Genomic DNA, 22,690 nt, shown 5'->3' on the forward strand with positions numbered 1-22,690 from the left:
TTAAGAAAGTGCTTTCTAAGTTTTTCTTAATGGAATGACAGCAGACTGCACCGAGATTGAAATAAGCGAGAATGCCCGTGAAGAAAGCCCATCCAGAGGCCGACAATCCCCATGGCGAGGCTGCAGTGGCCGAGACAGGCGCAGGCAACGGAGCGACCGACGATTCCGACCTGGCCGATCGGGAAAGCCGATGGAACCATGCGCTGGTCGGCTCGGGCCTCGGCGTATGGGATCACAACTTCCGTCTCGGGCGGAAATTTTATTCCCGGACATGGAAGACCATGCGCGGCATGGCGCCCGACGAGGAGGCCGCCGGCGATTACGATGCCTGGCTGCAGCTGGTCCACCCCGATGATCGCGATTTCGTCGTCCATGCCATCGAGCGGCAAAACGTCGGTGATCCGGATTTCCAGATCTTCCAGTATCGCGAGCGCCACCGGGACGGTCACTGGATCTGGATCGACTGCCGCGGCGCCTGCGTGGAGTGGGACGAGAGCGGCATGCCGACGCGCATCGTCGGCACGGATACCGATATCACCGCCCGCAAGGAGGCCGAGGAGACGCTGGCGCGTCTGTCGCGCCGGCTCGATCTGGCGCTGGAGATTTCCCGCATCGGCGTTTTCGAGGCGGATATCGACAATGATACGGTCGAATGGGACGATCGCCTCATCGCCATCTACGGACTGAAAGGCGCCGCACACCAGATCGCCAGTGACGCCTGGGCGAAAAGCCTGCATCCCGAGGACCGCGAGCGTGTGCTGGGCCTGTCCGACCGCAGCGTCGAAAGCGGCAGTGATTTCCAGCAGGAATACCGCATCATCCGCGGCGACGGCGCCGAACGCGTCATCCGCGCCCGCTCGGCCTTCTTCGTCGACGGCAACGGCCACCGCAAGCTGATCGGCGCCAATTGGGATGTCACCGCCGAGGTCGCGCTCCGCAACGAGCTGCAGCGCGCCAGAGATCTGGCCGAGGCCCGCAATCGCGAACTCGAGGCCGCCAAGGAGAGCATCGAGCGCCTGGCGCTGCACGATTACCTCACCGACCTGCCGAACCGCCGCTATCTCGACAAGATGCTGGACGAGCGCTCGTCCGAGTGCCGGGCCAAAGGCCTTGGGCTGGCGGTCCTGCATATCGATCTCGACCGTTTCAAGCAGATCAACGACACGCTCGGCCACCGGGCCGGCGACGCCATGCTCAAACATGCAGCAAGCGTGCTCAGAAACTCCGTCCGCGCCGCCGATTTCGTCGCCCGCATCGGCGGCGACGAATTCGTCATCCTCTGCACCGTCGATCCCGGCTCGAAGAAGATCGCCGGCCTTGCTCAACGCATCATTCGCGAATTGCGCAAACCCGTCAGATATGAGGGGCACGACTGCCGTTTCGGCGCCAGCATCGGCATCGCCATCGATAGCGGGCCGAAGCTCGACGCCAAGCAGACGCTGCTCGATGCCGATATCGCGCTCTATCGCGCCAAGGGCCTCGGCCGCAACCGCTTCGAATTTTTCTCGGCCGCTGCCCGCCGCGACATCATCTCCGCCAAGCACCTCGCCGACGAGATCCTGATCGGTCTCGAGCGCAATGAATTCGTGCCCTTCTATCAGTTGCAGTTTGACGCCCGCACGCTCGATGTCACAGGCGTCGAAACCCTTGCCCGCTGGCAGCACCCGGTGCACGGGCTGCTGACGCCCGATCGCTTCCTCGATATCGCCGAGGATCTCGATGTCGTCTCGACCATCGATGCCCTGATCCTGGAGCGTGCCCTTGCCGACCGCCGCGCCTGGATCAAGGACGGGCTGTCGGTTCCGAAAATATCGGTCAACGTTTCCGCCAGGCGGCTTGCCGATCCCGATCTCGGCAAGAAGCTCCGCGCGCTAAAGATTACGCCCGGCACCATTTCCTTCGAATTGCTGGAATCGATCTCGCTCGACGATTGCGACGAGGCGGTGGCCGCCAATCTGAAAAAACTGCGCAAACTCGGCATCGACATCCAGATCGATGATTTCGGCACCGGCCACGCCTCGATCGTCAGCCTGCTGCGCTTGAGCCCGAAGACGCTGAAGATCGACCGCGAGCTGATCCGCATGCTGCCGCAATCGGCCGAGCAGCGCAAACTGGTCGGCTCGATCATCGATATCGGCCGCTCGCTTGACATTCTCGTCATCGCCGAGGGGGTAGAGACGGCCGATCATATCCGCATTCTTGAAGAACTGGACTGCGATACGCTGCAGGGTTACGCGCTCGCAAGGCCGATGCCGGCCATGCAAATCCCTTCCTTCATCCGGGGCGGAAGCTGGCGCCACGGGCAAATCGCCGCCCGCGCCCTGCAGACGCACCTTCGCCGCGCGCTGCGAAGCAGAGGCGCCAAATAAAACCTGCTGCAAGCAGCCCGTCATTTCGCCGTCATTTCACCGTACAGGAAATGGCGCTAGACTTGTCTGGCGAATTCATTCGATTCTCTTGGCGGTATTCCGTAAAGTCCGAAACCGGGGCCAGAATACGGAAACCGGGGAAGGAGCGACAGGCGGATTGTGAAACCCACTCTTTTCCTTTAAGGGGACGCCACGAGATCGATCCACTCGCGCTATCCCAAGAGCGCCAACAATAGAGAATGACCACGATGAACCGTCGCCGCCGTATTTACGAGGGCAAGGCAAAGATTCTGTATGAGGGTCCGGAACCGGGCACTTTGATCCAGTTCTTCAAGGACGATGCCACTGCCTTCAACAAGAAGAAGCACGAAGTCATCGATGGCAAGGGCGTCCTCAACAACCGCATTTCCGAATATATCTTCAGCCATCTGAACAAGATCGGCATCCCCACCCATTTCATCCGCCGGCTCAATATGCGCGAGCAGCTGATCAAGGAAGTGGAGATGATCCCGCTGGAGATCGTCGTGCGCAACGTCGCCGCCGGTTCGCTTGCCAAGCGCCTCGGGATCGATGAAGGCGTGGTCCTGCCGCGCTCGATCATCGAATTTTATTACAAGTCCGACGCGCTTGACGATCCGATGGTCTCCGAAGAGCACATCACCGCCTTCGGCTGGGCCAATCCCGCCGAGCTCGACGACATCATGGCGCTCGCCATCCGCGTCAACGACTTCATGACCGGCCTCTTCCTGGGCGTCGGCATCCAGCTCGTCGACTTCAAGATCGAATGCGGCCGCCTCTTCGAAGGCGATCTGATGCGCATCATCCTCGCCGACGAGATCTCGCCCGACAGCTGCCGGCTGTGGGATATCGAGACCCACGAGAAGATGGACAAGGACCGTTTCCGCCGCGATCTCGGCGGGCTGCTCGAAGCCTATTCCGAAGTGGCGCGCCGCCTCGGCATCATCAATGAAAACGAGCCTGTGCGCGGCACCGGGCCCGTTTTGGTTAAGTAAAAGACCGTCTCGTCAAGTAAGGCAGGAAAGACAAAGTGATCAAGGCTCGTGTCACCGTCACGCTGAAAAACGGCGTTCTCGATCCCCAGGGCAAGGCCATCGAAGGCGCGCTCGGCGCCCTCGGCTTCTCGGGCGTCGGCCATATAAGACAAGGCAAGGTCTTCGACCTGGAGCTTGAAGGCGCCGACAAGGCGAAGGCCGAATCCGACCTCAAGGCCATGTGCGAAAAACTCCTCGCCAACACGGTGATCGAGAATTACGCGATCGCGATCGACTGACGATCACGGCCCCGTCGTCCGGCGGACTTTGAGGATTTGGCGTCATGATGAAAGCAAAGCTGGAGACGGAAGTCTCGAAATATATGAGCTATGTTTTGCGTCATGCGCCGGAGGCCGCGGGTTTGACGCTCGATGCCGAGGGCTGGGTATCGTTCGATACGCTCGAAAAAGCGGTGGCGTCGAAATATGACGTTTCCCGCGCCGATATTACCGAGATTGTCGAAAACAATCCGAAGAGGCGCTTCACCCTCGCCGATAACAGAATCCGCGCCAATCAGGGTCACAGCATCGATGTCGATCTCGCCTTGAACCCGGTCGAACCGCCCGCCGTTCTGTTTCACGGTACGTCTCGGACGAACTGGCCGTCGATCGAGCGCGAAGGCTTGCAGAAGATGCAGCGGCACCATGTTCATCTCTCGGCGGATGTCGAAACCGCGAAAATCGTCGCAATGCGCCGCAAGGGTGAACATATCATCCTGCGTGTGGATGCGGCCCGCATGTTTTCGGAAGGTCATTCTTTCTTTGTCTCCGACAATGGAGTATGGCTCGCCGAAAGCGTTCCAGTTCAATATCTTTCGCTAGACGCAGGGACCCCATGAAATCAGCCGTCGTTCAACTTCCGGGCCTCAACCGCGACCGCGACATGATCGCCGCCTTGACCAATATCTCCGGCAAGGCGCCGGTGACGATCTGGCAGACGGAGACCGAGATCCCCGATGTCGATCTGATCGTCATCCCCGGCGGCTTCTCCTACGGCGATTATCTGCGCTGCGGCGCCATCGCCGCCCGCATGCCGGTCATGCAGGCGATCATCGACAAGGCGGCAAAGGGCGTGAAGGTGCTCGGCGTCTGCAACGGCTTCCAGATCCTCGTCGAGGCCGGCCTGCTGCCGGGCGCGCTGATGCGCAATGCCTCGCTGAAATTCGTCTGCCGCGAAGTCAAGCTCGAGGTCGTCAATGCCGAGACGGATTTCACCCGCGCCTATGCGCAGGGACAGATCATCCGCAGCCCTGTCGCTCATCATGACGGCAATTATTTCGCCGATGCAGCGACGCTGGCGGCGATCGAAGGCAAGGGCCAGGTGGTGTTCCGTTATGCCGAAGGCACCAATCCGAACGGCTCGATCAACGATATCGCCGGCGTGATGAACGAAACGGGCAATGTGCTCGGCATGATGCCGCATCCGGAGAACCTGATCGAAGCCGCCCATGGCGGATCGGACGGCCGCGGCCTCTTTGCCTCGGCGCTCGATGTCATCGCTGCCTGAAATCCTTTCATCCGGATCTGGAGCAAGACCGATGCGCCTTCGCCTTTCCGCAAACGCCGCCCTGCTCGCCGCTCTCGCAGCCATGATCGCGGCCTGCCAGTCGTCGCCGGCCCCCACAGGTCCGGACCGCGCCGCACTGCCGACGATGGAACGCGTGGCGCTCGGCGCCAACGCCTGCTGGTTCAAATCGGGCGACCCGGCCTTTGCAGCCTATAAACTCGCGCCGGAACTTAATTCCTTCTCCGGCCGGCCGCGTATCCTGCTCGTCCACAAGGGCAGCCCGGAAGCCCGGCCGCTGCTCGTCGTGCAGGCCGAGGGAAGCCCGTCGCATCTCCAGGCCTTCGGTCCGATGATGTCGGAGCCGGTCGCCGGGCGCATCGCCGCCGACGTCAACCGCTGGTCTGGCGGCAACAAGGCCTGCAGCTGATCATCCCAGCTGCAGGAAGCCCGTCAGTCCCAGAAAAAGTCAGTCCCAGAAAAACGACTTGCCGATTTCGCGGGCCGCATCGGACTGCGACACCCCGATATCCTTCAGTCCGGCTGCCGTAAGCTCCCTCAACGCACGCCGTCCTTCCCGCTTCCGATGCCAGAGAAGAATGGCCGCCCGGATCCGCCCCAAACGCGTCTTGGCCTCGGTGGCCGCGTCGGGGAGGATAATCTGTCTCCTGTCTTCGTATGAGACAATTGGTACAATCGGCATTTTGATCTCAGGCAAGGCAGACATTCCAGGATTCCTTTTGGACAACCATTGGAATTGACTCATACGCTTGACTGATACAATGCGCCAATATATACAATTGTCACCATGACAAATTGGCTTCCCGACATTTCCCGCGGCTCCGGACCGGTCTACCTCCGGCTTGCCGACAGCATCGAATCCGCCATATCGACCGGCGCCCTGCCCGCCGGCAGCAAATTGCCGCCGCAGCGCAACCTCGCCTATGATATCGGCGTGACGATCGGCACGATCGGCCGCGCCTACGCGCTGGTTCACGAGCGCGGTCTCGTCGCCGGCGAAGTCGGGCGCGGCACTTATGTGCTCAACCGCTCCGAGACGCCGCCGAGTGAACAGATCGATCCGTTGACCATCTCGCTCGGCGGCACCCGCTTCCAGGATGCCCCCGCCAACAAGATCCGTTTCGATACGACAGCCGCTCCCGATCTCGGCCAGGGCAAGATCATCGCAGGGATCCTTTCCGAGATCGGCGAACAGCATCTTGCGGAAATCTCTTCCTATTCCCGGAGTTTTCCGCCGAACTGGTTCGAAGCCGGCCGCCGCTGGCTTGCCCGCAGCGGCTGGACGCCGGAGGCCGAAAACATCGTGCCGACGCTCGGCGCTCATGCGGCGGCAATCGCCGTCATCGCCGCCGTCTCCGCACCGGGCGACAAGATCGTCTTCGAGAACCTCACCTATACACAGGTCAGCCGCAGCGCCCGCCTGCTCGGCCGCCGCACGCTGACGGTCGATTCCGATGATGTCGGCGTGATCCCCGAGGATTTCGAGCGGGTCTGCCAGCAGCAGCATCCGAAAGTCGCCTTCCTGATGCCGACCGTCCACAATCCGACGGTGGCAATCATGCCCTATGAGCGGCGTGCGGCAATTGCCGGCATTGCCAGGAAGCACGGTGTCTGGCTGATCGAGGACGATCTCTACGGCGGCATGGCCGACGATGATACACCGCTCATCGCCTCGCTGGCGCCCGACCGCACCTTTCTCGTCAATGGCCTGTCGAAATCGGTCGCCGCCGGCGTGCGCGGCGGCTGGGTCGCCTGCCCGCCGCATTTTGCCCAGCGCATCAGGGTGACGCACAGGATGATCACCGGCGGCCTGCCCTTCATCCTGGCGGAAACCTGTGCGCGCCTCGTCGAAAGCGGCATGGCGCATGAGATCCGCAAGCAGAGTGTCGAAGAGCTCTCCCGGCGTGTTCGCCTTGTCCGCGAGCAGTTGCAGGGCTTCGATTTCGCATCACACCCGCATGCGCCCTTCCTTTGGCTGAAGCTGCCGGAGCCCTGGATGTCCGGCACCTTCAAGAATGCCGCCCTCCGTGACGGCGTGCTCGTCGACGACGAGGATGAATTCAAGGCGGCGCGCGGCGAGAAATCCTACCATCGCGTTCGCGTCGGCTTCTCTTCGCCGAAGACCAGTCAAGAGCTGATCTCCGGCTTGATGATCCTGCGCCGGCTGCTGGAAAATGGCGGTTCCGCCTATGATGGTGAGATATGACCTGTTGCATATACACGTCATAATTTAGGAAAAGCGCAGGCGCTCATTTCGAGCACCGTCCCGCCTCAACCTCCGTGCTACGTCTTTGTATTCCCGCCTGACGCGAATCAAAGGACAGCCAATGAGAGTCGACGTCGGAAGAATCGCATTGTGTTTTTTGAGTACGGCGTCACTGGCAGCGGTCGCCGGCATCTCGGCTGCAGACTCGGCAAATGCCGGCGAGCAGATATTCGATGAGCTGCGCTTCGGGGTCTCGGCCTCGGTACAATCGGGACATTCCAGGGAAGACGGCGTCTTTCCCGAAATCACCGCCCTCTTCGACCCTTTCGGATATGAGACCGCCGTCGGCTGGCAGCAGCAGCTGTTGCATCCCCGCGTCCATCTCGGCACCTCGATCGGTACATCGGGCGAAGCCACCCAATTCTTCACCGGCTTCACCTGGACGGTCGATTTCAACGAGAAGCTTTTTGCCGAAGCCGGCTTCGGCGGCGTCATCCATACCGGCGATCTCGACGGCGATAGTGACGGCCCGGAACTCGGCTGCCGCCTCCTCTTCCACGAATATGTCGGAGCCGGTTACCGTTTTACCCGCAAATGGAACGTGATGGCCCAGATCGCCCACTCCTCTCATGCCAATCTTTGCGACGGTCCGAACGACGGCATGACGCGCGCCGGCCTGCAGATCGGCTACAAGTTCTGATCGATTGTCCTTTTTGCTGGAAAAGTCTGCCCGCCCTCTGTTGACGGCGGGCATTTTCCTGTCGCGCGCCGCCGCTACATAAGCTAAAGACAGCGCAAAACGCGCCAGGGACTCTCCGCTCATGACCATTCCAAACACCATCCCGATCACGCCGGAACTCATCGCAAGCCACGGTCTGAAGCCGGACGAGTATCAGCGTATCCTGGATCTGATCGGCCGCGAACCGACTTTCACCGAGCTCGGCATCTTCTCGGCCATGTGGAACGAGCACTGCTCCTACAAATCCTCGAAGAAATGGCTGCGCACGCTGCCGACCAAGGGGCCGCGCGTCATCCAGGGCCCGGGCGAAAATGCCGGCGTGGTCGATATCGATGACGGCGATTGCGTCGTCTTCAAGATGGAGAGCCACAACCACCCCTCCTATATCGAGCCTTACCAGGGGGCCGCGACCGGCGTCGGCGGCATCCTGCGCGACGTCTTCACCATGGGTGCACGTCCGATCGCCGCGATGAACGCCCTGCGCTTCGGCGAGCCGGATCATCCGAAGACCCGCCACCTCGTCTCCGGCGTCGTCTCCGGCGTCGGCGGTTACGGCAATTCCTTCGGCGTGCCGACGGTCGGCGGCGAAGTCGAGTTCGATGCCCGTTATAACGGCAACATCCTCGTCAACGCCTTTGCCGCCGGCATCGCCAAATCCAACGCCATCTTCCTCTCCGAAGCCAAGGGCGTCGGCCTTCCGGTCGTCTATCTCGGCGCCAAGACCGGTCGCGACGGCGTCGGCGGCGCGACGATGGCGTCGGCCGAATTCGACGAATCGATCGAAGAAAAGCGCCCGACGGTTCAGGTCGGCGACCCCTTCACCGAAAAGTGCCTGCTCGAGGCCTGCCTCGAACTGATGCAGACCGGCGCCGTCATCGCCATTCAGGACATGGGTGCAGCCGGTCTCACCTGCTCGGCCGTCGAAATGGGCGCTAAGGGCGATCTCGGCATCCTGCTCGAACTCGACAAGGTGCCGGTCCGCGAAGAGCGGATGACGGCCTATGAGATGATGCTGTCGGAAAGCCAGGAGCGCATGCTCATGGTGTTGCAGCCCGAGAAGGAAGAGGAAGCCAAGGCGATCTTCGTCAAATGGGGCCTCGATTTCGCCATCGTCGGCAAGACGACCGACGACCTGCGCTTCCGCGTCATGCATCAGGGTGAAGAAGTCGCCAACCTGCCGATCAAGGATCTCGGCGACCAGGCGCCGGAATATGACCGGCCCTGGCGCGAATCCGGCAAGCAGGCTCCCCTGCCCGCCAATCTCGTCGCCGCACCTCAGGATTACGGCCAGGCGCTGCTCCAGCTCGTCGGCTCCGCCAACCAGTCGAGCCGCCGCTGGGTCTATGAACAGTACGATACGCTGATCCAGGGCAATTCGCTGCAGCTTCCGGGCGGCGATGCCGGCGTCGTGCGCGTCGACGGCCATCCAAGCAAGGCGCTCGCCTTCTCCTCCGACGTCACGCCGCGTTATGTCGAGGCCGATCCCTTCGAGGGCGGCAAGCAGGCGGTTGCCGAATGCTGGCGCAACATCACCGCGACCGGCGCCGAGCCGCTCGCCGCCACCGACAATCTCAACTTCGGTAACCCCGAAAAGCCCGAGATCATGGGCCAGTTCGTTCAGGCGGTGAAGGGCATCGGCGAAGCCTGCCGCGCGCTCGACTTCCCGATCGTCTCCGGCAACGTCTCGCTCTATAACGAGACCAACGGCGTCGCCATCCTGCCGACCCCGACGATCGCAGGTGTCGGCCTGCTGCCGGACTGGCGCAAGATGGTCCGCATCGGCAGCGCCAATGACGGCGACAAGGTGATCATGATCGGCGTCGACGGCAGCCACCTCGGCCAGTCCGTCTATCTGAGAGACGTGCTCTCCAGCCGCGAAGGTCCCGCACCCGAGGTCGATCTCTTTGCCGAGCGCCGCAACGGCGATTTCGTCCGCTCCGTCATCCGCAACGGCCAGGCGACCGCCTGCCACGACATTTCCTCGGGCGGCCTGGCGGTCGCGCTTGCCGAAATGGCCATGGCGTCGGACAAGGGTTTGGCGATCGATCTTAGCGAAGGCAAGGGCGCGCCGCATGCGCTGCTCTTCGGCGAGGATCAGGCGCGCTACGTGCTGACGATTCCGGCCGATGTCGCCGATTTCGTCTGCGCCAATGCCGAAGGCGCCGGCGTTCCCTTCCGCCGCCTCGGCACCGTCGCGGGAACGACGCTCACCGTCGGCGATCTCATTTCGCTGCCGATTCAGCAATTGCGCGATGCCCATGAATCGTGGTTCCCTGACTTCATGGAAGGCCGCGGCGAACTGGCCGCGGAATAATGCGCAAGGAGTAACGATCATGGCCATGAACCCCGGTGATATCGAAGACATGATCAAGGCGGGGATTCCCGGAGCCAAGGTGACGATCCGCGATCTGGCCGGCGACGGCGACCACTACGCCGCCGAAGTCGTCGCCGAAGCCTTCCGCGGCAAGAGCCGCGTGCAGCAGCACCAGATGGTCTATGAAGCGCTGAAGGGCAATATGGGCGGTGTGCTGCATGCGCTGGCGCTGCAGACCTCAGCGCCGGAGTGACATGCCAGCTTCGGCCGGTTGAAGCTTTGAAAATGAAACAGACCCGGGTGGAAGGATTCCTTCCTGCCGGGTCTGTTTCATTTCAAAGCGGTGCCCCATGAGAATGTCGGACTCGTTGGGCGAGCTGGCGCGCAACCATTTAGATCAGGCTGATACGCTGGCCCGCTGCGGCGGATCGCTTAACTGCGTCGATAACCTTCAAGGTTTCCAGTCCCTCACGTCCGCTGACCAGCGGTGCCTCCTCGCCTCTGACGACCCTGCAAAGCTGGCGTATCTGCAGGACCAGTGGATCCTCGTTCTCGATTTCGGCGCGATGACATTCGAACGGTTCCATCCAGCTCCTTTTGCCGGGATTGCTCCACATGTCGAGTGACGGCACTGACAGCGACCCGTGGGTGCCGCCGATCATGTAGCAGGCCTCCTCAGTTTTAGGGTAAGCGGGGTTTTCGCCGGTCGTCATCTCCCAGCTCCATGGGGCGACCACGGAATCCGAAACGGAAGCGGTGCCGAGAATTCCGTTCTTGAACTCGATGAGGATCACCGCGGTCTCCTCAACGGCGTTTCCGCGAACTGCGTTGGATTCGATCGCCTGGACCGCCGTGATATTCCCGAACAAGTAGCGAAGGTTGTCGATGTCGTGGATCAGATTGAGGAAGACCGGTCCCGCGCCGCGTTCGCGGCGCCAGGGAGTGTCGAAGTATTCATCCGGCTTGAATAGCCAGAACATGGCATTCACGACCAATATTCGCCCGAGCTTTCCGCTCTCGATGATCTGTTTCGCTTTTTGCATCATCGGATTATGTCGGCGATGATGTCCGGTAAGCAGCGGAACGCCTTTGGCCTCGGCCATCCCAACGAGCCTCTCGCCAGCGGCAATATCGTCGACGATTGGCTTCTCGATCAATGCCGGGATGCCAGCCTCTACGGCCTCAAACCCATTTCTGACGTGGATCTGGTTAGGCGTCGCGATGATGACGCCGTCAGGGCGCGCTGCGGCGACCATTTCAGCGAAGGTGGAAAACCATTTGGCGCCAACCTCGCTGGCGATCGCCTCTCCAACCGGGCTCGGGTCGACGATAGCGACAAGCTCCGCCATCGGTTCGTCCAGCACGTGTTTGATGTGGCGCTTCCCGATAAGCCCCGCGCCGAGGACCGCCAGTTTGACCGGAGGAGCCATTTGTCAGTCCTTCTTGGGTGCCGTGAGCATCGTCGCGACGCGGCGGATTCCGAGCGGATAGCCCTCCGTACCAAGACCGGTGATGATGCCGTCGGCGCGGTGGGAAACGAAGGAATGATGACGGAAGCTTTCGCGCTTATACATGTTGGAGATATGGATCTCGATGACGGGACCTTCAAACGTGTTCAAGGCATCGAGGATCGCAAGCGACGTGTGCGTGAATGCGGCCGGATTGATGACGATACCGGCTCCGTCTTCGCGCGCTTCGTGAATCCAGTCGATGATTTCATATTCACGGTTGCTCTGGTGGAAACGGATCTCGTGGCCGAGTTCTGAGGCCACTTTCCGGCAGTCTGCCTCGACATCGGCCAGCGTCTCGTGACCATAGATGTGAGGCTGACGCTTGCCGAGCAAATTGAGGTTTGGGCCATTCAGAACGTAGATTAGGCTCATTGCGATTCTCCTTGTGAGGGCGTTGCCAAGCTTAGGCGAACGCTATTTCCTGGAATGCAAAATTCGGATCGGACTCGTAAAGATCGGCCCGCAGCCCCAGCCGGCCTGCTTGCAGCGCGGGGGCTGCGACAGCGCGCGCAGCTCCGAGGACCGCCTTCAACAACTCCCGCTTCGTTTCAGCCGGCCGGCCAGGCGCCATGCGCACGATGATCTGGATGAAGTGATTGTCCGGATGCTCGTCGCCGACGCAGGAGAAGGTCGCCTCCCTGGCGAAGGTCCGGACGGCAGTGGGCTTCACCAGGCCTCCGTCGCGCACCCGATGGTGGACGGCTCTGGTCAATTCATCGATCGCCACCCGTTCGGCAGCACCCCGGCTATAGTCGATAATGATGTGCGGCAAGGCATGTCCTCCCGGTCAGGCTGTAGCTCGACACAATTCTTCGAAGTGGCGCGACATGCGTTCCGCATCCGGTTTTACACCCGTGAAAAGTTCAAAGGCCGCCGCGGCCTGGAACACGGTCATGCCGCCGCCCGGCAATGTCCTGCAACCCTTCTGCTCTGCCAGGGCCAGAAGTTCGGTCACGAGCGGCATGTAGACGATATCGGCGACCCAGTGACGTGGATGAAGCCATTCCGGGTCGATGGGAAGACCCGGATGACTTCGCATGCCGGTTGGGGTAGCGTGGATTAGCCCATCCGCAGAATCGAGCGCCGCGCCGACGTCCCTGATCGGCCGCGCGCAGGTTCTTGAAAAGCGCCGGTTGAGCTGATCGGCAAGGGCGGCGGCGCGATTTGTGTCCTGGTCGAAGATCGAGAGCATCTCGATACCGAGCTTGATGGCCGCGTGCGCGACGGCGACCCCTGCGCCGCCTGCGCCGAGCAGGACGGCATGCGTTTTGGCAGCGTCGGGCATGCCCCGCTCGAAATTCTTATAGAAGCCATACCAGTCCGTATTGTGCCCGATCCGCTTTCCGTCCCGAAGGACGACCGTGTTGACTGCTCCGAGCATCTCAGCATCCTCGGAGAGGCTTGTAAGATGGGCGATGACGGTCTGCTTGCACGGGTGCGTGATGTTGCTTCCCGCGAAGCCGCGGTCCTCAAGTTCGGCGAGTAGTCCGGGCAGCGCAGAAGCGGTGTGACCGCGTACGGCGAGGTCGACGAGTTCGTAATGGTAATCCAGCTCCAGGTGCCGCGCCTCGGTTTCATGCAATGCGGGCGACTTCGACATCTGGATGTCGGCGCCGATGAGACCCACCAGGAATATGTTGTTGTTCATCTCGATCAATCCAATCGGCTCAGTGATGTGCGAGGATCTCGCCGAGGAAAGCCTTGGTGCGCTCATGCTTCGGAGACTTGAAAAAGATCTCGGGCTCGGCCTCCTCGATGATCTCGCCGGAAGCCATGAAGATGACCCTGTCTGCGACCTGGCGGGCGAAACCCATCTCATGCGTCACGCAGATCATGGTCATGCCGTCGCGCGCGAGACCGATCATAGTGTCCAGCACTTCCTTGACCATTTCCGGATCGAGCGCCGATGTCGGCTCGTCGAACAGCATCGCCTTGGGTTCCATGCAGAGCGCCCGGGCAATGGCGACACGCTGCTGCTGCCCTCCGCTGAGCTGAGCGGGGTATTTCTCCGCCTGATCAAGAATTCGAACCCGTTCCAGGTATTTTCTCGCCAGCCTCTCGGCGTCAGCCCGGCTGGTTCCGCGAACCCTCATGGGCGCAAGCGCGCAGTTCTGCAGAACGGTCATGTGCGGGAACAAATTGAAGTTTTGGAACACCATCCCGACTTCACGCCGAATGGCATCAACCGCCTTGCTGGTGCCGTCGAGCAACTGCCCGTCGACGACGATCCTGCCTTCCTGGATCAGCTCGAGAGCGTTGATGCAGCGGATCAAAGTCGACTTGCCGGAACCCGAAGGCCCGCAAAGGACGATCTTCTCACCTTTGCGAACCGACAGGCTGATGTTTTTCAGCGCATGGAAGGAGCCGTACCACTTCTCCACCTTATCAAGGGATATCAATGTAGACTGGTCGTTAGCGGAAGTGAGCACGGCGCCCTCCATATATGCTTTACTTGACGGTGAACGGGATGTTGGGGATCGATTCCGGGAACGTCGGCAGATCGATCTTCATCCACTTCTTGGTGATGGCTGCAAGTTCGCCATTCCCCTTGATCTTGTCGAGGAAGGCATTGGCGGCCTCGTTCCAGTCCTTCTCGCCCAGTCGCGTTCCGGCGCCATTGTAAGTCGTCAGGAAGTCGATCTTGCGCTCATAGGTGCCAGCGCTGGCAGCATCGAGCCGCTGTCCGTAGAACATGTTGCCTCCGACGGCCTTGACCTGTCCGGAGACCAGCGCCTGAATGGTTGCGGCGTCGTCGTCGAAGCGGCGGACGGTCGCCGTCGATCCGACGGCATCGGTAATGGCCTTGTCCTGCGAGCTGGATTTCGGCACGCCGATTTCCCAGCCGGCAACATCGGCGGGCGTTTTTGCGGTATCGGCCTTTGCCGCATAAAGCGAGATCGTGTTCGCCGCGTATGGCTTGCTGTACTGGATCGACTTGGCACGCTCCTCCGTCATGGCCATGGTGGCGAACAGGATGTCGACCTTGCCGGTGGTCAGGGCCGGAATGCGGTTGGCGACGGCGAGCGGCTGGAACTCGACCTTCACTCCGAGCTCCTTGGCGAAGAGTGTCGCGATATCTGCGTCGAACCCGTCCTGCTTGCCGCTCGTGTTGACGAAGCCCCATGGCGCGTTGTCGCCCTGAATGCCGACGACGATCGTGCCCTTGGCCTTGATCTCCTCGACGGTCGCGGCCGAAGCTGCAGCCGCGCCTAGCGTGGCGAAGGCGGCCGTAGCCAGGGCCATTCCAAGAAGTTGTCTGCGATTGCTATACATTCCATTCTCCTCCTCTGTGGTCTTTGCTTCGGGCGAAGCAAGGTTAGCGGACAGCTTTCGCCATCCGTTTTTCGAAGCCGCTCCCGATGTGGGAGAGAGGCCAACAAATGATGAAGTAGATTATTCCAACGATCCCGAAGACGAGCAGCGGGCGGTAGGTCTGGTTCGAAATGATCTGTCCGGCGCGGGTCAGCTCGATGAAGCCGACGATTGCGGCGAGCGATGTGCCCTTGATGAGCTGAACGAGAAATCCGATGGTTGCAGGCATCGAAATCTTCAGCGCCTGCGGCAGGACAACGTCCTTCATTCGCGAGATGTAATGCAGCCCGAGTGCGTTCGCGGCTTCGGTCTGGCCCTTCGGAACGGCCTCGATCGACCCGCGCCAGATCTCGCCCAGGAAGGCACTTGCATGGAGGGTGAAGGCGATGGCCACAGCGATCCATGCATTGACGTCGACGCCCAACAGCGCGACCCCGTAGTAGACGACGAAGAGCTGCATCAGGAGCGGCGTGCCCTGGAAGAGCGCGATGTAGCCCGACGATACGAAACGTGCGGAGCGGTTCTTCGACGTGCGCACCAGAGCGATCAGAACTCCAAATATGCCTCCGCCTACGAAGCCGATGATGGCCAGCAGCACAGTCCACTTCAGACCCTGCATGAGGAAGAACAGCTCGTTTTCGCCGATGGGACCCATGAACGCCTCCTATCTGGTCGGGTAGTTGAAGTAGTGACGGGAAATAAGGGCGAAGATGCCCATCATCAGGCTCGAGATGACCAGGTAGATTGCGGTCACGCTGAAATAGACCTCGAAGCTTCGGAAAGTGTCGGATTCGATCCGCTGCGCTGCCGAGGTCAGTTCGTAGGCGGCGATCGAAGTGCAGACCGAAGTCGTCAAGGTCAGCATCACGAACTGGCTGGTCAGGGACGGATAGATCGCCCGCAGAGCCGGCTTCAGAACGATCAGCCGGAACACATCGGCCTTATGCAAGCCCAACGCAAAGCCTGCCTCGACCTGGCCCTTGCTTACGCTTTCCACTCCGCCTCGAATGATCTCGATCGCATAGGCGCCGCCATTGATCCCCAGCGCGATGATGGCGGTAGCGGTGGGGCTCAGTCGGATTCCCATGAGCGGAAGGGCGAAGTAGATGAAGAATATCTGCACCAGGAACGGCGTGTTTCGAACAACCTCGACGAAGCTAATCACCGGAGCTCGAACGAGTTTGTTCTTGGATGTTCTTGCAGCGACGCCGAGAATACCGATCGCGAGCGCAAGGATCATTCCGGCGAACGCGAGACCGAGCGTCCCAAGCGAACCCCAAAACAATTCCGGGGCGCGGTCGAAGACCGCACCAAAATCGAACCTATAACCCATATGTTGACTTCCTCCCTCCGGCGCGGCTCACGCCTCGCCAGCGCCGGATCAGCGATCCGGCCCGAATAATTCTTCGGCCCTGTCGTACAGATGTTTCAAATGCGTCTCGGGCGAGGCAGACCCCGTGAGTGGGACTTCCACCGAGATCGCCGCGGAGCTATCGACCGCTGCGACAAGTTCCTTCAACGGCAATTCGCCCTCTCCCGGTGCGAACCGCCCGCCTCTAGCTTCAGCGATCATCTCCCCTGGTGTCACCGGCGCCGGTCCGGCGACGTCGCACAACTGAACGTGCTTTACCCAGCCGAGCTCGGTTCGGAGCGAGGCGAGCGTGCCGCCGTTCCTGAAGAAATGGACTCCGTCGACGAGGGCGCCGGCATTGCGGGCACCACTCGCCTTCACAAGGCCGACGCTGTCCTGGAAGGTTTTAATTACCCGCCAACCCATGTTCTCGATGTCGACAGCCAAGCCGTAACGGTCCGCGAGGCCGCAGAAATCCGAAAAGTTCGATACCAATCTGGCGTAATCAGGATCGTCTCCGCAGACACTGAGCCGGCGTGCTCCAATGTTCGCAGCCGCTGCGATGGTGACCTCCACCGACGACGCGTCGAACGAGGGATCGATGACGAAGAACTCGATATCGAAAACCTCGACACCTTCGCCGGCAAGCACGGATTTCAGCTCGCCTGCAGCCGAACCACCGACAGGCAGCTCGTAGTAAGGCGCACCGGGGAACGCCGGATGCAGCCTGAGCCCGATCCTGGAGAACCCTGCGCGGGCGGCGTTCTTCGCGAATTCCACGGGAGGCAGCAATATCGACGAGAAATGCGCAAGGCCAATCAGGGGCGCCGATTTCGATGCGGCGGCGGTCATCACTCGATCCCCTTCGTCGCGAGATGGTTGCGAAGATTGGTGCCGGTGCGATGAATGTGCTGGCGGAGCTTCTCGCAGGCATAGTCGACATCACGCGCGACCGCGCCCTGAGCAATCTCGCTGTGCTCCTGCCCGACGTTGCGATCCCCCGACGTACGGATCAGGAAGACGCGGCGATATCGGTCGTTGAGATTGAGCAGAAGACTGCAGAAGTGAAGTAGCAGAGGTTTGCCGCAGCCCGAAATCAGGGTGAGATGGAATTCGCGGTGAAGCGCTTCCCACTGCTCCAGCGTTTCGGGACGAGCGGCGTCGCGCTCCGTGCGGTTTAGGCGATGAAGCGCACGCATGATGTTGCCCTCCCATTCGACGTCGCCGAGACGCATGGATTCACGCAGCGCGAAAACCTCGAGTTCCTCGCGCAGGCTCGTGACCTCTTCGAGATTAGCCAGCGAGATCGGCGCGACGCGATAGCCTCTGTTATCCTGAAACTCGACCAGGCCGTCTGAAATGAGCCGGGCCAAGCCCTCCCGCAACGGGCTCAGACTGACGTTGAACGTCTTCCGCGCCTTGTCGAGATTGATCTTGCTGCCTGCTTCCAGTTCACCGGAGATGATCGCCTCCCGAAGGCGCGATGCGAGCTGACTGCCGATGGTGTTCTTGCCATCGTCGAGGAAGCCGGCTGATTGCCCGTCTTCAGTCAACGGCCCAAGAGAGCTGTCGTCGGCCGAGTCCATCTTTCCTCCCAAGCAAATCGGCTAAGTTTCGATGATCGATATAATAAACGATTATTTATGTCAACTCGGAACGCCAGAAAACCACTGAACCCCGGAGTTTTCGCCTGCAAAGATTATTTTTATTTATTTAAATCAGTGATTTATACTCAACACCAGGCATTCCCTCATCAGCTGCTAATCCAGAATGCGAAGTGACCGCTTGACAGATAATCGATTATTTTTGTATTCGAACCTTATTGGGAGGTAGCCTTATGGCAATCAGAACCGAAAGCGAGTTGACGCCTGCCGTTCTCGCCGTGATGGACCGCACCGAACATCCACGGCTCCGGGAAATACTCGTTGCAATGGTGAAGCATCTCCACGCATTCGTGCGCGAAGTCAGGCTGTCGGAAGTCGAGTTTCGCGAAGCGACGGCCATCCTCAACGAAATTGGCCAATTGCAGACCGACAGCCACAACGAGTTCGTGCTCATGGCCGGATCACTTGGGGTGTCGTCGCTCGTCTGCCTGCTCAACAACGGCGATAATGGACAGACCGAGACTTCGCAGTCGCTGCTCGGGCCGTTCTGGCGCCTCAACTCTCCGCAGGTCGAAAACGGCGGAACGATCATCCGGTCGGAAACGCCGGGAACACCCTTGTTCGTCCATGCGAAGGTGGTTGATCGGAAAGGCAAACCCATCCCAGGCGCCGAGATCGACGTATGGCATGCCTCTCCCGTCGGCCTTTACGAAAACCAGGACCCGGACCAGGCGGAAATGAACCTGCGAGGCAAGTTCACCACCGACGACGAGGGTCGGTTCTGGTTCAGAACGGTCAAAATGGTGGGCTATCCCATCCCTATCGGCGGGGTCGTAGGCCGGCTTCTCCAAGCGCAAGGCCGCCATCCCTACCGACCCGCTCATCTGCACGCGCTGATCTTCAAACAGGGATACAAAACCCTCATCTCCCAGGTCTTCGACCCAAGTGATCCGAACATCGAATCCGATGTGCAATTCGGCGTCACCGCGGCTTTGACAGGCGACTTTGTCCGTCATGACGAGCCGCACCCGTCCGACACGGACGTCACTGGCCCGTGGTTTTCACTCGACTACACCTACGTCATGGAGCCGGGCGAGGCCATCCTGCCGCGTCCCCCGATCAAGTAACAAAACCAGCAGAGCCAAATCATGATTACCGAGAAGGAACGCCAAACGGCAGCCGACGCATTGCTGAAGGCAGAAACCGAACGCAGGCCCATCGTCCAGCCGAGCAGGACATATCCGAATTTGGAAATTGAAGACGCCTATCAGATCCAAGCGCTCTGGGCGCAGGCGCGGATTGCAAAGGGCGCGCGGATCGCGGGGCATAAAATCGGACTGACATCGCGGGCGATGCAGATGGCATCGAAAATGACGGAGCCCGACTACGGCGTCATTCTCGACGACGCCCTCTATAACGACGGAGCGCAAATCAGCGCGGCGCTCTTCATCAAGCCTCGCCTCGAAGTCGAGCTCGCCTTCGTAATGGGTGAGGATCTCGCGGGGCCGAGCACTCGGATCTATGATGTCATGCGCGCGACGGAGTTTGTCGTTCCTGCGCTTGAGATCATCGATTACCGAACCGAAGTACCCAGAGCGATCACCGATACGATCGCCGACAACGCCGCCTTTGGAGCGATCGTCGTGGGCGGCCGCATCATCCGGCCCATGGATATTGACATCCGCTGGGTCGGCGCGACGCTTTCGAAAAACGGCATCATCGAAGAATCGGGTGTTTCCGCAGCCATCATGGGGCATCCGGCCGCAGGGATCGCCTGGCTCGTGAACAAGCTCCATGCCGTCGGAGGCGGCTTGAAGAAGGGCCAGATCGTGCTTGCCGGCTCATTCACCCGCCCTGTGGACATCGTCAAGGGCGATGTCATCCAAGCCGACTATGGTCCGGTCGGCTCCATCGGCGTCTCGTTCGTGTGAGGCGCCGATGGAACTTCCCGTCAATCACTTCAAACGGAAACTGAGAGCCGGTCAAAGCCAGATCGGTCTCTGGTGCGGCCTTCCCGGAAGCTACGCGGCGGAAATCGTTGCGCCGTCGGGCTTCGATTGGGTGCTGTTCGATACCGAGCACTCTCCTAGTGACGTCCTCACCGTCCTGCCGCAATTGCAGGCGGTCGCGCCTTACGACGTGTCCCCCGTCGTACGTCCGGCCTGCAACGATGCCGTACTGATCAAGCGCTTTCTGGACATCGGCGTCCAGACGCTCCTCATTCCCTATGTACAGAACGAAGAGGAAGCCAAGGCAGCGGTCGCCGCTATCCGGTATCCGCCGCGCGGGATTCGCGGCGTCTCCGCCTTGACGCGCGCCACCCGCTTCGGGCGTGTGCCGAACTACGCGCGGAATGCTGAACAAGAGATCTGCCTGCTTCTGCAGATCGAGACCCGCGAGGCACTCGCTCGGCTGGAGGCCATCGCCGCGGTCGAGGGCGTCGACGGCATATTCATCGGCCCCGCCGATCTGGCGGCCAGCTTCGGTCATCCCGGCCAACCGGGGCATCCCGAGGTGGTCGCGGCGATCGAAGATGCGATCGGGCGCCTGAAAATCCTTGGAAAGCCGGCAGGCATTCTCACTCCGGACGAGACGTTCGCAGCCCGCTGCATTTCGCTCGGGACGTTGTTCACCGCCGTTGGCGTAGACGTCGCCCTCCTTGCACGAGGATCGGAGGCCCTCGCAGCCCGGTTTGCATCTTAGGAGTTCGCACCGATGTCGACGCGAGAGAAAGTTCTGTCCGAGATAGCGCCGGCGGGCGTAATCCGGGCAGCCGTCAACATGTCGAATGCAGCGCTGGCCCGATGGGACGATCAGGCCGGCGCCTTGGTCGGTCCGAACGCTCGGATCGGTCGCCAAATTGCCGAGCAACTGGATTGCGGCCTGTCGCTGATCCAGTACGGCTCGGCCGCCGACATCCTCGCCGCTGCGGATCGCGGCGAGTGGGATATTGCTTTCATTGCCTCGGACCCATCGAGAGCCGCCCTGTTTTCCTTCTCGCCCGCCTACATGTCCGTCAAAGCGACCTACCTGGTGCCCGAGGCTTCGGCGTTCCGGACGGTCGCTGATGTCGACATCGAAGGCGTGAAGATCGCCTCCGCAAGAAGTGCCGCCTATACGAAGCAGCTCGAACGTATCCTTGAACAAGCCACTGTCTCGCACACCGACAGCCCGGCGGCTGCCGTCCATCTCCTTGTCAGCTCGCAGTGCGACGCGGCTGCTGGATTGACGGAATTCCTCGTTCAGACTTCGGAGCGAACTTCCGGCTTCCGGCTGGTGGAGGGAGCGTTCTCCGAAATTCCCCAGACGATCGCCGTGCAGCGAAGATCCATTCATGCCTCGGCCTTCTTTGCAGATTTCGTACGTCGCCTGAACGGAACTGCTGCGGCAGACCGTGACTTGGCCAGCGATGGTGAAAAGGATCTCGAATGATGGCGGGACCCAGCCCTCAAGCCGGCAACTTCTCCTGCTCCGCATCGGCAAACACCGAGGCCGGCATCGGGCCCGCTGTCATCAGCGTGAAATCGAACGACCCCTTCATATCGGGCCCCAGCACATATTGCCGGTGGACGCGCAGCTGGTCCTTGCGGATTTTGCGGTAGTGCTCACGGGTCAGCATCTGCTTGACGCGGATCAGGATCATCTTTGCCTCAGGTGCATCCGCGTGGCCGGAAACCGCGACGACCGGCACCTTGTAGAAATTGATCGAATCCGTCAGGCACTGCACGTCGAGCCAGGAAATCTCCGGACAGCGGGCAATCAGCCCGACACGGGCGCGCAGCAGCGTTGCCGATGACAGCAGCGCGCATTGCAGGATGGCGCTGCCGAGGGTGGCAAACACCACGCGCTTGCCGTTGAAGATTTCCGGCTCCCTTTCCAGCAATATGCCGATGACATGGGCGGCAACGCTCGATCCCATGCTGTGCGAGGAGATCACATATTCGTCCGCCTCTTCGTCAAGCGCCTTGCGCACGGCGGTGGCGCGGTCTTCCAGCCAGCCGTTGAAATCGGCCCGGTCCATGCGGCCCAGCGCCACCGCCATTTTCCAATCGGCAAAAAGATGCAGCGTATGAAAGCGTTCGGAAAACGGCAGAAAGGCAAAGATGAAGAAGCAGAGCGCAAGCGGCCCACTCCAGAGCATGTGCCAGGGAGAAAAACCGAGACTATAGGGCATGATGGCGATCTGCGCCGTCAGCGCGATCGCCAGCGCTGTCAGCAGGAACGGAAAGAGGAAGAACAGGCCGAAGCGCCAGGCATGGCGAAAATATCCCGCCATGCCGCCTTCCAGCATGATCTGGGCGCAGGTTCGAAAACCCGCAACGATCTGGCTCAACGTATTGCCGCTGCGCAGACTGCTTACGAGCCTATCGTGATCGACCATGTGGATCCGGCTCTTCGTCTGCCAGCCGGGGGAACCGGTCCCTGCCCCGCTATCCGTCGTCACCTCGAAACTGAGGGGATCGCTTTCTGCGTCGGGTGCCCCCGTCTCAACCGCATAGCCCCAGACGGCGGCACTCTGCCTGGCAGAGCGTTCGTAGCGCGCCCTGTGGGCAACGCCGTCAAGCGGCTCGAAGCCCGGAAAATGCAGGACGACCCGCTTCTCGATCAGTTTCATTCCACCTTCCGGCCGGCCAAATGGCCGGCATGTTGCATGCGATCCGGCAGCCGCGCCGCCGAAATCGGCGAAAAAGCAGCTATGGTCTCGAAG

Annotated in this window: 26 protein-coding genes; 14 read left to right on the forward strand and 12 right to left on the reverse strand. The window is 60.9% G+C overall.

The features are described 5' to 3' along the window. Positions 1-71 precede the first annotated feature (71 nt). The 6 genes from GGD57_RS01855 to GGD57_RS01880 all read left to right on the forward strand — a co-directional run bounded on the left by GGD57_RS01855 (position 72) and on the right by GGD57_RS01880 (position 5,354). A complete protein-coding gene (locus GGD57_RS01855) occupies positions 72-2,369 on the forward strand; it encodes a putative bifunctional diguanylate cyclase/phosphodiesterase (RefSeq protein WP_184466269.1) in 2,298 nt (765 codons plus the stop codon). 248 nt (positions 2,370-2,617) lie between these two features. Continuing rightward, positions 2,618-3,382 carry a phosphoribosylaminoimidazolesuccinocarboxamide synthase gene (purC, locus tag GGD57_RS01860; protein WP_003568927.1) on the forward strand — a complete coding sequence of 255 codons (765 nt, stop codon included), beginning with the start codon at positions 2,618-2,620 and terminating at the stop codon, positions 3,380-3,382. A gap of 35 nt (positions 3,383-3,417) precedes the next feature. Continuing rightward, the gene (gene purS / locus GGD57_RS01865; RefSeq protein WP_184466271.1) at positions 3,418-3,660 is read left to right on the forward strand and encodes a phosphoribosylformylglycinamidine synthase subunit PurS; all 243 of its coding nucleotides are present in this window, start codon (positions 3,418-3,420) and stop codon (positions 3,658-3,660) included. 44 nt (positions 3,661-3,704) lie between these two features. Then, a complete protein-coding gene (locus tag GGD57_RS01870; RefSeq protein ID WP_184466273.1) occupies positions 3,705-4,259 on the forward strand; it encodes an RNA 2'-phosphotransferase in 555 nt (184 codons plus the stop codon). Next, on the forward strand, positions 4,256-4,927 hold the full coding sequence (gene purQ / locus GGD57_RS01875; RefSeq protein ID WP_184466274.1) for a phosphoribosylformylglycinamidine synthase subunit PurQ: 672 nt from the start codon (positions 4,256-4,258) through the stop codon (positions 4,925-4,927). Before GGD57_RS01870 ends, purQ begins: the two co-directional genes overlap by 4 nt. Positions 4,928-4,958: 31 nt before the next feature. Continuing rightward, positions 4,959-5,354, forward strand: a complete 396-nt coding sequence (locus GGD57_RS01880; protein WP_184466276.1) for a hypothetical protein — start codon at positions 4,959-4,961, stop codon at positions 5,352-5,354. Between the two features lie 39 nt (positions 5,355-5,393). Here GGD57_RS01880 and GGD57_RS01885 read toward each other — a convergent pair whose 3' ends face one another. Beyond that, complete coding sequence (locus GGD57_RS01885) at positions 5,394-5,651, reverse strand: DUF1127 domain-containing protein (RefSeq protein WP_184466278.1); 258 nt, start codon at positions 5,649-5,651, stop codon at positions 5,394-5,396. 81 nt (positions 5,652-5,732) lie between these two features. Here GGD57_RS01885 and GGD57_RS01890 point away from each other — a divergent pair, with 81 nt between their 5' ends. From GGD57_RS01890 to GGD57_RS01905, 4 genes are all read left to right on the forward strand, one after another. Continuing rightward, the gene (locus tag GGD57_RS01890; protein WP_184466280.1) at positions 5,733-7,151 is read left to right on the forward strand and encodes a PLP-dependent aminotransferase family protein; all 1,419 of its coding nucleotides are present in this window, start codon (positions 5,733-5,735) and stop codon (positions 7,149-7,151) included. A 121-nt stretch (positions 7,152-7,272) separates the two neighbouring features. After that, entirely contained in the window at positions 7,273-7,851 is a 579-nt protein-coding gene (locus GGD57_RS01895; protein ID WP_184466282.1) for an acyloxyacyl hydrolase, read from the forward strand. A gap of 121 nt (positions 7,852-7,972) precedes the next feature. Beyond that, positions 7,973-10,204, forward strand: a complete 2,232-nt coding sequence (gene purL, locus GGD57_RS01900) for a phosphoribosylformylglycinamidine synthase subunit PurL (RefSeq protein ID WP_184466284.1) — start codon at positions 7,973-7,975, stop codon at positions 10,202-10,204. A 19-nt stretch (positions 10,205-10,223) separates the two neighbouring features. Beyond that, positions 10,224-10,457, forward strand: a complete 234-nt coding sequence (locus GGD57_RS01905; RefSeq protein WP_085737388.1) for a BolA/IbaG family iron-sulfur metabolism protein — start codon at positions 10,224-10,226, stop codon at positions 10,455-10,457. 139 nt (positions 10,458-10,596) lie between these two features. Here GGD57_RS01905 and GGD57_RS01910 read toward each other — a convergent pair whose 3' ends face one another. The 10 genes from GGD57_RS01910 to GGD57_RS01955 are packed head-to-tail and all read right to left on the reverse strand — an operon-like array spanning position 10,597 to position 17,964. Then, a complete protein-coding gene (locus GGD57_RS01910) occupies positions 10,597-11,634 on the reverse strand; it encodes a Gfo/Idh/MocA family protein (RefSeq protein WP_184466286.1) in 1,038 nt (345 codons plus the stop codon). Positions 11,635-11,637: 3 nt separating this feature from the next. Continuing rightward, complete coding sequence (aroQ, locus tag GGD57_RS01915) at positions 11,638-12,087, reverse strand: type II 3-dehydroquinate dehydratase (RefSeq protein WP_183700278.1); 450 nt, start codon at positions 12,085-12,087, stop codon at positions 11,638-11,640. Positions 12,088-12,118: 31 nt separating this feature from the next. Then, complete coding sequence (locus tag GGD57_RS01920) at positions 12,119-12,487, reverse strand: 5-carboxymethyl-2-hydroxymuconate Delta-isomerase (RefSeq protein ID WP_184466288.1); 369 nt, start codon at positions 12,485-12,487, stop codon at positions 12,119-12,121. A gap of 15 nt (positions 12,488-12,502) precedes the next feature. Continuing rightward, positions 12,503-13,363 carry a shikimate dehydrogenase gene (locus tag GGD57_RS01925; protein ID WP_184466290.1) on the reverse strand — a complete coding sequence of 287 codons (861 nt, stop codon included), beginning with the start codon at positions 13,361-13,363 and terminating at the stop codon, positions 12,503-12,505. Between the two features lie 19 nt (positions 13,364-13,382). Continuing rightward, positions 13,383-14,156, reverse strand: a complete 774-nt coding sequence (locus GGD57_RS01930) for an amino acid ABC transporter ATP-binding protein (RefSeq protein WP_184466292.1) — start codon at positions 14,154-14,156, stop codon at positions 13,383-13,385. A 7-nt stretch (positions 14,157-14,163) separates the two neighbouring features. Beyond that, a complete protein-coding gene (locus tag GGD57_RS01935; RefSeq protein WP_184466294.1) occupies positions 14,164-14,988 on the reverse strand; it encodes a transporter substrate-binding domain-containing protein in 825 nt (274 codons plus the stop codon). Between the two features lie 43 nt (positions 14,989-15,031). Then, positions 15,032-15,682, reverse strand: a complete 651-nt coding sequence (locus tag GGD57_RS01940) for an amino acid ABC transporter permease (RefSeq protein ID WP_184466296.1) — start codon at positions 15,680-15,682, stop codon at positions 15,032-15,034. Between the two features lie 9 nt (positions 15,683-15,691). Further along, a complete protein-coding gene (locus GGD57_RS01945; RefSeq protein ID WP_184466298.1) occupies positions 15,692-16,360 on the reverse strand; it encodes an amino acid ABC transporter permease in 669 nt (222 codons plus the stop codon). 48 nt (positions 16,361-16,408) lie between these two features. Beyond that, the gene (locus GGD57_RS01950) at positions 16,409-17,230 is read right to left on the reverse strand and encodes a sugar phosphate isomerase/epimerase family protein (RefSeq protein ID WP_184466300.1); all 822 of its coding nucleotides are present in this window, start codon (positions 17,228-17,230) and stop codon (positions 16,409-16,411) included. Beyond that, positions 17,230-17,964, reverse strand: coding sequence for a GntR family transcriptional regulator (locus GGD57_RS01955; protein ID WP_184466302.1), 735 nt, complete (start codon positions 17,962-17,964; stop codon positions 17,230-17,232). Before GGD57_RS01955 ends, GGD57_RS01950 begins: the two co-directional genes overlap by 1 nt. Before the next feature lie 251 nt (positions 17,965-18,215). Here GGD57_RS01955 and GGD57_RS01960 point away from each other — a divergent pair, with 251 nt between their 5' ends. Genes GGD57_RS01960 through GGD57_RS01975 form a run of 4 tightly spaced genes read left to right on the forward strand, consistent with a single transcriptional unit; the run spans position 18,216 to position 21,414 of the window. Next, positions 18,216-19,109, forward strand: a complete 894-nt coding sequence (locus GGD57_RS01960; protein WP_184466304.1) for a dioxygenase — start codon at positions 18,216-18,218, stop codon at positions 19,107-19,109. 21 nt (positions 19,110-19,130) lie between these two features. Further along, positions 19,131-19,913 (forward strand): 2-oxo-hept-4-ene-1,7-dioate hydratase, encoded by a 783-nt coding sequence (hpaH, locus tag GGD57_RS01965; protein ID WP_184466306.1) that lies wholly within the window; start codon positions 19,131-19,133, stop codon positions 19,911-19,913. Positions 19,914-19,920: 7 nt separating this feature from the next. Further along, positions 19,921-20,685: a 4-hydroxy-2-oxoheptanedioate aldolase gene (hpaI, locus tag GGD57_RS01970; RefSeq protein ID WP_184466308.1), complete on the forward strand. Its 765-nt coding sequence runs from the start codon at positions 19,921-19,923 to the stop codon at positions 20,683-20,685. A gap of 12 nt (positions 20,686-20,697) precedes the next feature. Beyond that, the gene (locus GGD57_RS01975) at positions 20,698-21,414 is read left to right on the forward strand and encodes a transporter substrate-binding domain-containing protein (RefSeq protein WP_184466310.1); all 717 of its coding nucleotides are present in this window, start codon (positions 20,698-20,700) and stop codon (positions 21,412-21,414) included. A gap of 16 nt (positions 21,415-21,430) precedes the next feature. Here the strand turns inward: GGD57_RS01975 and GGD57_RS01980 are convergent, their stop codons facing one another. Further along, the gene (locus tag GGD57_RS01980; protein WP_184466312.1) at positions 21,431-22,597 is read right to left on the reverse strand and encodes a hypothetical protein; all 1,167 of its coding nucleotides are present in this window, start codon (positions 22,595-22,597) and stop codon (positions 21,431-21,433) included. Positions 22,598-22,690 lie beyond the last annotated feature (93 nt).

It is taken from the genome of Rhizobium esperanzae, assembly GCF_014197615.1.
In the GTDB taxonomy this organism is placed as follows: Bacteria; Pseudomonadota; Alphaproteobacteria; order Rhizobiales; family Rhizobiaceae; genus Rhizobium; species Rhizobium esperanzae_A.